This window comes from Enorma massiliensis phI, from assembly GCF_000311845.1.
Classification (GTDB): Bacteria; Actinomycetota; Coriobacteriia; order Coriobacteriales; family Coriobacteriaceae; genus Enorma; species Enorma massiliensis.
Genome location: NZ_HE978574.1, coordinates 227686 through 238448, shown reverse-complemented (window position 1 = coordinate 238448; position 10763 = coordinate 227686). Strand labels below are relative to the sequence as shown.

Below are 10763 nucleotides of genomic sequence, written 5' to 3'. Positions count from 1 at the left end.
ATCACCTTCATACCGATAGCCGAACCCAGGAGCTGCGCCTCGGGGCGCTTTGTGGTGCGTACCTCGACGATCCAGTCCGCCTTACGGCCTTCGTCCGTGAGCAGGCCGAAGTACGGCACGTAGCCCACCACGGAGCCCATGAGGTCGATGATGCCCGAATTGCGGTTGCAGCGCGCGCCCAGAACGGAGTTGGCGTACACCACTGCACTCGACTCCGACCAGCTGAGCACCTCGCCCTCCGCTGGCGTATTGCCCACCTCATCCATATAGCAGGCGCAGGTGAAAGCGTCTTTCTCCATAAGGCCGAGCTTGTGGAGCTGCCCCTCGTAAAAGTCCTGCTTGGAGTACATGAACTTCTTGAACATGATGTTCTGGATGAAATTGCTGGGCACGTTGGGATCGAGCGGGCGCGGGTCGGCGGAGAAGCGCCGCTTGGAGGTGGCGCCCGTCTCGATGAGTTGGTTCATGAGGTCGTAGACCGGCGTGAGCGCCTTCAGCCCGAACGATGTGACCAGATGGTTGTACTGGCTGGTAACCGGCACCATCTTGGTGGCGCCGAAGATTTCTCCGTAGCGCACGAGCGTTTCCATGACGCGAGCCATGGTCTCGCCCTGTGCACCGTCGAGGATGGCTTGCTGCTCCTCGGTTAGCTGCATGGTGTGGTCCATATGCTTCCTTTCGTGTTACGACTATCCTAGCGCAGGGATCTGGTAGCGGGACGAAACTGCGGAGCGCCGTGGTGTGGGGCGGTGCAGGTTGCGGGCGGCGCGCGATGGCAGCCGCGCATTCGCGGGCGGGATCCGGACATGCAGGGCGTCGCCGGGCAGAATCCGGACACTCGAGGCGTTGTCGGGCGCCTTTTGGACATCTACGGCGTCGCCGGGCGACATTTCGCCATATTTAGGGCTCTGAGCGTCCGAATCTCGCCCGAAGACTCCCGTACTGTCCGAAATGCGCCCGACAATCCCTGCGCCGTCCGAATCTCGCCCGACAATCCCCGCGTTGTCCGAATCGTGCCCGACAACGCGAACACCGTCCAGATCTCGCCCGGCAATGCTGCGGCGCAACCACGCCACGACCGCCGCGCGAACCCGCCGGCGCCGCACCGCCAGCTCCGCACCGCAGGCGCCGACCCGCAGCCAGATCGTTCCGCCGCTAAATCTTCATCGCCGTCTCATAGGCACCCCAGATCACATTGCGCAGGTTGCCCACTTCCTTGCAATCGCCCACCAGATAGACGTTCTTGCCTTTCGGCGCAATCGGCGCAGGACTGTATCCAACCGAACTGATCACGCTATCGCACGGAATCTCGAACGTCGAGCCGTCCTTCGCGCGGCACGCCACGGCATCGGAGCGCACCTCGGCAAGCGTCGCCTCCAAGTGCACGGGCACTTCGTGCAGAGCGAACCATTCGCGCAGGTAGGAGCTGTTAGCCAAGCACACGCCCGTCTGCGCGATAAGGTCGTCCTTCATCTCAACGATAACGGGGTGCTTGCCCTGAAGCGCCAGCTCATAGGCAATCTCGCACCCCGTGAGGCCGCCCCCGACCACCACGACGCGGTCGCCCACCGGCGTGCCGGTCAGATAGTCGCAAGCCTCGACCATGAGCTCATGGCCCGGAACGCTTCGCATGATCTTCGGACGCGCGCCTGTTGCGACGACAACCGGCCCTGCGCCCAACGCGGCAACGTCACGCACCTCGTCGTTCAAACGCACCTCGATACCCAGCTCATCCATCTGGCGCCGATACCAAGCCAAGAGGTCGCGCAGCTTCCCCTTGTACGATTCCGCGCTCGCTGCGATGAACGTTCCCCCGAGCTCGCCAGAGCGCTCGTGGATCAACGGCTCATGGCCGCGGAGCTTGAGCACGCGGGCGGTTTCCATGCCGCCGATGCCGCCACCTACGATATGCACGGTCTTAGGAGCCGACGTCTTCACGATGCGGTGCTTCTTCCACTGCATCGTCTCGGCATTCACCGCGCACCGCGAAAGCCCCAAGCTGTCCGTAAGCTCCTGGTCGTTCGGTACTCCCTTGTAGTGGCACATGTTGAAGCATCCGTTGTGACAAAGGATGCAGGGGCGGATATCTTCCGGACGGCCCTCGACGAGCTTCGTGACCCACGCCTGGTCGGCCAGGAACTGCCGCGCGAAGCCCGCGCCGTCGAGCTTGCCCGCTGCGATGGCGTCGGCGGCTACACGCGGGTCCAAGCGCCCCGCCGCGACCACGGGGATGTCCACGAACCGCTTGATGTGCTCGACATCCTCAAGATTGCAGTTCTCGGGCATGTAGATGGGCGGATGGGCCCAGTACCATGCGTCGTAGGTCCCGTTGTCGCAGTTGAGCATATCGTAGCCGGCATCTTGCAGGTACTTTGCCGCCCGCTCGGATTCCGCCATATCGCGCCCGACCTCGGTGTATTCCTCCCCCGGCAGAGCGCCCTCGCGGAAGCCTTTCGTCTTGGAAACGACGCTGTAGCGCAGCGATACCGGGAAGTCCTTGCCGCAGGCCTGCTTGATGGCTTGAACGATCTCGACGGCGAAGCGATACCGGTTCTCGAACGAACCGCCATATTCGTCGTTGCGACGATTGACGTAGGGCAGCGTGAACTGATCGAGCAGATACCCCTCGTGCACCGCGTGGATCTCGACGCCGTCGACGCCCGCCTCCTGCAACAGCACCGCGCAGCGGCGGAACGCGTCGACCATCTCGTGAATCTCCTCGACGGTCATCTCGCGCGAGGGAACCTTGTCCGACCATCGGTTCGGCGTAGGGCTTGCCGTCGCGCAAATGCGGTCAAGGTCCATGAACGGTTTTGACACGCGCCGCAGCACCGGGTTGGTGTAGAGGTCCTCCATGAGCTTGCTCACGGTGAACGACCTGCCAAAGCCCGCGGTGAGCTGGACGAAGAGCTTGGCGCCTGTGGCGTGCAGCTTGGGCATCCACGCCGCAAGATCGCGGTACATCTTCTTGTTCTTGTAGAGCCACTGGCCGAACATGGGGTTATACACCGGCTGGCAGCCCGGCAACACGAGGCCGACGTTGTTCTTGGCAACCTCAAGAATAAAGCGGGCGCCCGCCTCATCGAAATGGTTCTTCTCCATCCAGCCGAAGAGGTCCGTACCGCCCATCGATGTGAGCACGATACGGTTTTTGAGCTCGACGTTTCCTATCTTCCACGGCGTGAAGAGCGGTTGAAGCCGTTCGTCCATATACATCCCCTTTCGTTCCCAACAGACCCTTGCGCATGATTCTACTTCGCGTTCATGGGAACAGGCGGTGTTCGTCGGCTGGCGGGGCGCATTAACGCGCAGCTGGCGTTAGGCCCACGGATCTCGCTCGAACAGAGGCTCGGGTTCGGGCAGGCGGTCAGAATATGGATCGTAGCCGTCGTCGTCCTCATTCTCTGCTCGGATAAACGGGTCGCTTGGAACCTCTGCCTTGCGGAGACCTTCCTGCTTTCCGCCGCCAGCCGGCGCCGTCTGCTTTCCGCCGTCAACCGGCACCGCTTGCTTTCCGCCGTCAACCGGCACCGCTTGCTTTCCGCCGTCAACCGGCGCCAGCTTGTCCAAGGCTTCTGCCATACCAAATCCTTTCCGCCACGTTCCACACCGTAAGCATACCCCCTGCATTCACGAGAGCGGGCCCATATCTGCATCTTGGCTCAGTGCCTTGGGGAACACCGCTCCTGCATCTACGAGGAGAGATCGCATTGCCGCCGGCCGCACCCGCCGCACCAGCCATTGCTCCGCCGGCCCCCGCGCACACGGAACTGTACACTGCAAAGCTCGGCAACGAACGCCTGTAGAGGTTCTTTGAATCAAAGGTCTCTCGTTCCACTAATTAGTTAGCTATGGCTATCTTTTATTGTTCAACCAACAGAAGGACCTGCCATGACCCCGATACTCCTCGTCGAGATCATCTCCGCCCTTGTGGGGCTGGTTTGCCTGGGCGCGCTCACCGTTCGCTTCATCTGCATACGGCTCAACCGCACGCAAGGTAGCGGTGCGGGAAGGGAGCGCGCCCGGCGACATGCCGCCTGGGGAGTCGGCCTCGTTGCCGCAGCCGCGGTACACGGGGCGAGCGCCACGTTCTATGCATCAGGCGCGCATGCTGGAGCGTACGCGTGCGGCTGGGCAGCCCTTGCCTGCTTCGTTCTCTGTGCCGTGAGCATGACGCGCTTTGCGCACCTCAACGCGAGCGAATCGCGCCGCGCGCACCTTGGCCTTTTTATTGTGGGCGCCATCTTCTTTGCGGGACACGTCGTTGCTGCGCGCCTTTAGCAGCCACGACCAGCGGCGGCGCCCTTGATCACCCTACGCCATCGATCTGCGCGCTATCCCTTTTCTTGCGGCAACTCCCCCAGGTTCGTGCCCCGAACAAGGCTACCCGATAAGCAGCGCCGGCAGCTCGTGCAGGCTCTGCAAGATGCCCGCACACGCTGAACGCACGTCGGGAGTCGGCTCGGCCCATTCGGGAACCATGAACGTCACCATGCCGGCCGCGAGCGCCGCCCGCGCGCCATTCACGGAGTCCTCCACCGCCGCGCATGCTTCCGGCCTCGTGCCCAAGCGGCGCGCTGCCTCGAGGTAGATGTCCGGCTCGGGCTTCGAGCGCTCAATCTCGTCTCCGCAAACTGTCGTCGAGAAGAACTGAGCCAATCCGAAGCGCTCCATGAGCGGCATCGCGTGCTCCCGCTCCGTCGAAGTCGCAAGTGCCACGGGAAGACCGGCATCGTGGAGCGCCCGCACCGCCTCGAATGCCCCCGGGCGCATCTCAAGATCTTCGTCGCGCATAGTGAGAAACAGCTCTGCCTGGTGCGAGAACAGCCGATCAACAAGCTGCACATCGCCAACCAGCTCAATCACCATGGTGCGAGCATTGGGGATGCTGCAGCCAACGAAATCGTTGAGCATGCTATCGGGCAGAACGATGCCCATATCCGCCGCGGCCCTTCGCCACGATGCCTGACTCACCCGCTCCGTGTCCACGAGGGTGCCATCCATATCGAAAACCACTGCTTGCGGTGAGAGCATGCCGTTCCCCTCCTGAGATTGCGCTGTTTGGGCTCCGGTTATTCTATCAGGCGCAGCTTGAGGTGTGGCAACGCTACAATACAGGCCACAGGAGATGACGCCAACCCTCAGGAATCGCAGGGAGCACCATGGAGACTATTGCCAGCTTCACCGTTGACCACCTTACGCTCGAGCCGGGGATCTACGTATCGCGCGTTGACCGCGATCCCGCGACCGGCGCCGTCGTGACCACGTTCGACATTCGCCTGACCGCGCCAAACCGCGAGCCGGTCATGAATACCGCCGAGGTGCACACTATCGAGCATCTCGGCGCGACGTTCCTGCGCAATGACGCCGTGTGGAGTTCGCACGTGGTGTACTTTGGCCCCATGGGATGCCGCACCGGCTTTTACCTTGTTGTTTTCGGCGAGGTCACGTCGCGCGAAATCCTGCCGCTCATTCGCAATCTTTTTGATTTCGTCGCCGGCTTTGAGGGAGAGATTCCCGGAGCTGCGCCCGAAGCCTGCGGCAACTATCTGGACCAAAACCTCCCTGCGGCGCAATGGTGGGCACACCGGTTCTTGCGCGAAACGCTCGAGGATATCGATGACGCCCACTTGGCATACGAGGCATAAAGCCGCTTCGACACCGTTTCTGGCCACACGACCGATTACCCCTCGACGCCTGCGTGCGTTGCTCGTCACGCGTGCTAGACGTGGCGCTCCGCGCGCTTGCCCGTTGTTGTCCTCGCTGCCGCGAACACGCCGTTTCGCCCCGACATCGCCGCGCGTTCGAGCGCATTGTCCCTCGCTGCCGCGCGGACGCCGTCCAGCCCCCACCGGCGCCCGCACGCCCGTCCCGCCCTTTGCCGGCGCCCGCACGCCCGTCCCGCCCTTTGCCCGGCGCCCGCACGCCCGTCCCGCCTCGCTTCTCACCGCCGCGCGCGGTCCGTTTTAACCTCCGCCCGCCGTTTTTGGCTAAAAATGTCGATTTATGGCAATCCGCACCCGCACCGAGAGAACGTCGCGGCCTCATTAGCCCCTTTTGTCGGGCCGGAGGCTCGCATTCTGCCTGTTAGCCGTCCCATCGTCACGCGAATGGCGAGAGAGTCACTCCCATCCTGCCCAAGTTCCCATCTTCCATCGCCAGAAATCGACATTTTTAGCCAAAATCGAGCACCGCAAGATACAAACCGATGCTCGTCGGTGCAAACAGGGGCAGGAAGCACGCAAATGGAGCCCCGAGCACAACGCACCGGAATTCCAGCGCGTCACACAGGCGGCAAGCCAATACCGGCGCGCAACCCGTTGAGCAGCGCCAGTTGTCGCACGCGATACCCCGCCGCTTGATAGCGAAAACGTTGGTTGGCGTCGTCATAGATCGACTGTGCAATAGCTTCAAGCGCAACGATATCTATCATCTGGTCGCGATTAATCACGAGGACCTTGACCCCCATTCCCTTGAGGCCGTTATTGCGTTGGCCATCTCGTACGCGCACCGATTCCTGCTCGTGGTAGCCGCCGTTGTACTCAAGGTCGGACCCGGCGGCGGGAATGTACAAGTCACACACGGCGTACGGAATCCCCGATGCCATCCGAACCGCCCGGGGAGAGAAGTCGATTCGATGGTTGAGAAGCATTCCTCCCTGAGGAAGCGCCCGCAAATTGAAGCCGCCCCAACGCATGGGAATAGAGAACATGCCAGCCATGACGGTCTCCATGGGAGAGGCCGAGCCTGAGAGTGCATATTCAACAGCCCGACGAAACGTGGCGTACCGTCTGCCGGTTGCCCATGCAGCGACGGCACGCAGCTCGCGCATGGTCACGGCCGGTTCGCAGCGACAATGTTCCTGCTCCACGTTATGCCGATCGGTAAAATCTGGCCACACGCCACCCCATGCAATGGGCAGCGTAGCCTCGGCAGGCAGCGAATAGATTCCCAACAGCTCCATAACAAGCGCGTAGACTTCAGGCAGCGACCGCCCCTCGGAGTACAGAAGCGTGGCGAACGCTGGAGAACAACAATAGAGACCAGCGCCAACACGCATGATGGCGCCCGCAGGCAAGGGCCTTGAAATCACGTGGCAGCGCAACCCGCTCTTCCTGCTTACATGAGACGGATCGCCCATCAAAATATGAAGCTCTTCGCCCTCGGCCCCCTGCCAGAAACCCTTGCGGGCCAGCTCTTCAAAATCGATAGCAATCTTGTTTGGGGCGCATGAGGCAAGGACCCGGCGCTGCTCCCTTTTATCTAAGGGATGCCAGGTAACCGCAGCATATGAGCAGCGCTCAGCTCTCGCACCGCGGACGGCAGAAGTATGTGAAACAACGATGCACTCCATGCAACAACGCTATCACAAACGCGGTCGGGCTCTCGCACGAATCATGCACTCCACGACGAACCCCCGCGCATGGCCATCGCTATCTGCAACGCATGTTTCTGGCTAAAAATGTCGATTTTCTGCTCTCCCCGCCCGCGCCTTTTCCTCAAATGCCAACAAACAATCTGCGCTGATCCGTGTAACCCACCATATCCGCAGGTTTTTCTAGCGCTTCGCACGCGCCCCCAATGCAGGCGGCGTCGAAACCGACGCGAGAGCACCGAACCATCGCCATAAATCGACATTTTTAGCCAGAAAAGTATCCGCGCCGCGCAATGCAACGCGACACGGATACAACAAACACCGTTCTCTGCACTCAATGGCACAAGCGGCGCGCCTTGGACAAAGACGCGGCCAGACCGGCGACGGCGGGAGCGGCGCGCGATGCCCAAGCGCACCGCGCTCACCGCCTTGCACAGCCCAGCATGCTCCAGCGTTAGCTTTACTCCGCCGGCACCTCATAGGTTGCCGCAGGACCAGCTTCGCCGGCAACCACGTAGAACGAATTGTCCGCGTCCACGTCGATGGTCACCTGATCGCCCTCGTGCACTGTGCCGTCGATGATTGCACGCGCGATGCAGTCGACCACCTCGTTTTGGATGAGGCGCTTGAGCGGGCGAGCACCGTACACCGGGTCAAGGCCGCCCATCGCGAGCATCTGCTTCGCCGCCGGCGTAACCGCAAGAGCCATACGCTGCTTCGCCAGGCGCTCGCGCACATGGGCCAGCTGGATGTCGACAATCTGCTCGATCTGCTCCATTCCCAGCGGATGGAAGACCACAATGTCATCGATACGGTTGAGGAACTCCGGGCGGAAGGTAGCGCGCATGGCCTCATCGACCTCGCGCTTGAGCGCCTCGTCATCGGTGCCCGCGTGTTCCGCAATCGCCTGTGAGCCCACGTTGGACGTCATGATGATGATCGTGTTCTTAAAGCTCACCTGGCGCCCCTGGCCATCGGTCAGGCGGCCGTCATCGAGCACCTGCAGAAGCACGTTGAACACGTCGGGGTGTGCCTTCTCCATCTCGTCGAGCAGAATCACGCTGTACGGGCGACGGCGCACGGCCTCGGTAAGCTGGCCGCCCTCGTCGTATCCAACGTATCCCGGAGGGGCACCGATGAGGCGCTGGACCGAGAACTTCTCCATGTACTCGGACATATCGATGCGCACAAGCGCGCGCTCGTCGTCGAACAGGCACTCGGCAAGCGCCTTGGCGAGCTCGGTCTTGCCCACGCCGGTGGGTCCGAGGAAGAAGAAGCTGCCGATGGGTTGGTCGGGGTCGGACAGGCCCGCACGGCTGCGGCGCACGGCGGCAGACACGGCCCGCACGGCTTCATCCTGCCCGATCACGCGCTTATGCAGCTCTTCCTCGAGATGGGAGAGCTTCTCGAGCTCGCCCTGCATCATCTTCGACACAGGCACGCCGGTCCACGCGCTCACCACCTCGGCGATCTCGTCGGAAGTCACCTGCTCGTTAAGGCCACCCCCGCGCTCCTTCTGCTCATCGAGCTCGGCTTCGGCGGCCTGCATGTCGTGCTCCAAGCCAGGAATCACCGCATAGCGCAGCTCGCTCGCGCGCGCCAAGTCGCCATCGCGCGTAGCGCGCTCTTCCTCGCCGCGGGCCTCGTCCAGCTTGCCCTTGAGCTCCTGGACGCGGTCGATGGCGTTCTTTTGGTTGAGCCAGCCTGCCTTCTGCACGTTGAGCTTTTCCTGGACCTCGGCCATCTCCTGGCGAAGCGACTGCAGGCGCTCCTTCGAGGCATCGTCGGCCTCTTTCATGAGCGCTTGCTCCTCGATCTGCATCTGGGTGAGCTGGCGTTCCGTCGCATCGATTTCGGCGGGCATGGAGTCAAGCTCCATGCGAAGGCGGCTCGCCGCCTCGTCAACCAGGTCGATAGCCTTGTCGGGCAGGAAGCGGTCGGCGATGTAGCGGTCCGAGAGGTCCGCCGCCGCCACAAGCGCGTTATCCGCGATATGCACGCCGTGGAAGATCTCGTACTTCTCCTTGAGCCCGCGCAGGATGGAAATGGTGTCCTCCACGCTCGGCTCGCCCACGAACACGGTCTGGAAGCGGCGGGCGAGCGCCGCGTCCTTCTCGATGTACTTGCGATACTCATCGAGCGTTGTCGCGCCGATGGCATGCAGGTCGCCGCGGGCGAGCGCGGGCTTCAGGATGTTGCCCGCGTCCATGGAACCCTCGGTGGCACCCGCGCCCACGATGGTGTGAAGCTCGTCGATGAAGAGGATTACGCGGCCCTCGGATTGTTCGACTTCCTTGAGCACGGCCTTCAAGCGGTCTTCGAATTCGCCACGATACTTGGCACCAGCCACGAGCGCGCTCATGTCGAGCTCGATGAGGTCCTTGTCGCGCAGGGTGCTCGGCACGTCGCCGGCCACGATGCGCTGAGCGATACCCTCCACGATGGCGGTCTTGCCCACGCCGGGCTCGCCGATGAGCACGGGGTTGTTCTTGGTACGACGACTGAGCACCTGGATGGTGCGGCGGATCTCTTCGCTGCGACCGATCACCGGATCGAGCTTGCCGGCGCGCGCCAGGTCGCACACGTTGCGGCCATATTGCTCAAGCGCCTCGAACTGCGCCTTGTCTTCTGCAGAGGTAACGCGATCGTCGCCTCGAAGCTCCTGGTAGACCTCCTCGATACGCTCGCGCGTTACGCCGGCGTCGTTGAGCACACGGCCTGCATCGCCCTTGTCCTCAGCAAGGGCCATGAGCAGGTGCTCGGTTACCACGAAACTATCGCCCATCTTGCCCGCGTGCTTCTCAGCGCGCTCGAGCACGCGAACCAGGTCGCGCGAAAGCCCGACCTGGGCACCATCGCCCGTTACCTTGGGGGCGCGGTCGATGGCTTCCTGCGTCGCGCGGCTGAGCTGCGCCGGATCGGCACCGATGCGCTCGATGATGACCGAGATGTTGCGCTCGCCGCTCGTGAGCAGCGCCGAAAGCAGATGGATGGGCTCGACGGCGCCAGCCTCGGCGTCACCCGCGATGCCGATGGCCGCCTGGAGCGCCTCCCTCGATGTCATTGCCAGCTTGTCGATTCTCATGCGAATCACCTCTCTTGCATGCGGTTCGCCAGGTTTGGCGCAGGGCCGGGGTTGCGTCGGCTTCGGAGCGGGCTGGCAAGCCATCCAGCCCCGTCGTCGTCCCGACCTTGTTGTTGGCCGGCGAACCATGCCGCCCTACGGAGCGGCGTCTGTTCTATCGTGGCTATTGTTTCCGCTCTTAAGCTTCTCTATTCATAAATCTAAGTCTCTATATATAAGATTTTCTGTTATTGGCGCGCGCATATAACGCTCCTCCGCCGCACGCCGTAAGCGCTTGGTAAGGACTTCGCCAAAGGCCCAGCT

8 protein-coding genes are annotated in these 10763 nt (G+C 62.4%); 2 read left to right on the top strand and 6 right to left on the bottom strand.

What is annotated here, in order from left to right; genetic code table 11:
* The 3 genes from HGEM_RS00975 to HGEM_RS00965 all read right to left on the bottom strand — a co-directional run.
* A partial coding sequence (locus tag HGEM_RS00975) for an aconitase X (protein ID WP_019127525.1) occupies positions 1-668 on the bottom strand: 668 nt, incomplete at its 3' end.
* A 487-nt stretch (positions 669-1155) separates the two neighbouring features.
* Complete coding sequence (locus HGEM_RS00970; protein ID WP_019127524.1) at positions 1156-3210, bottom strand: oxidoreductase; 2055 nt, start codon at positions 3208-3210, stop codon at positions 1156-1158.
* A 108-nt stretch (positions 3211-3318) separates the two neighbouring features.
* Positions 3319-3582 (bottom strand): hypothetical protein, encoded by a 264-nt coding sequence (locus HGEM_RS00965; RefSeq protein ID WP_019127523.1) that lies wholly within the window; start codon positions 3580-3582, stop codon positions 3319-3321.
* 309 nt (positions 3583-3891) lie between these two features.
* Between HGEM_RS00965 and HGEM_RS00960 the strand changes: the two genes are divergently transcribed.
* Entirely contained in the window at positions 3892-4281 is a 390-nt protein-coding gene (locus HGEM_RS00960) for a hypothetical protein (protein WP_019127522.1), read from the top strand.
* A 102-nt stretch (positions 4282-4383) separates the two neighbouring features.
* Here the strand turns inward: HGEM_RS00960 and HGEM_RS00955 are convergent, their stop codons facing one another.
* Positions 4384-5034: an HAD family hydrolase gene (locus tag HGEM_RS00955; RefSeq protein WP_019127521.1), complete on the bottom strand. Its 651-nt coding sequence runs from the start codon at positions 5032-5034 to the stop codon at positions 4384-4386.
* A 128-nt stretch (positions 5035-5162) separates the two neighbouring features.
* On the opposite strand from HGEM_RS00955, the gene HGEM_RS00950 reads away from it, so the two are divergent.
* Complete coding sequence (locus HGEM_RS00950; protein ID WP_019127520.1) at positions 5163-5648, top strand: S-ribosylhomocysteine lyase; 486 nt, start codon at positions 5163-5165, stop codon at positions 5646-5648.
* A gap of 635 nt (positions 5649-6283) precedes the next feature.
* On the opposite strand, the gene HGEM_RS10305 is transcribed toward HGEM_RS00950, so the two are convergent.
* The gene (locus HGEM_RS10305; protein ID WP_195891226.1) at positions 6284-6721 is read right to left on the bottom strand and encodes a PDDEXK family nuclease; all 438 of its coding nucleotides are present in this window, start codon (positions 6719-6721) and stop codon (positions 6284-6286) included.
* Positions 6722-7835: 1114 nt separating this feature from the next.
* Positions 7836-10460 carry an ATP-dependent chaperone ClpB gene (gene clpB, locus HGEM_RS00940; RefSeq protein ID WP_019127518.1) on the bottom strand — a complete coding sequence of 875 codons (2625 nt, stop codon included), beginning with the start codon at positions 10458-10460 and terminating at the stop codon, positions 7836-7838.
* Between the last annotated feature and the right edge of the window lie 303 nt (positions 10461-10763).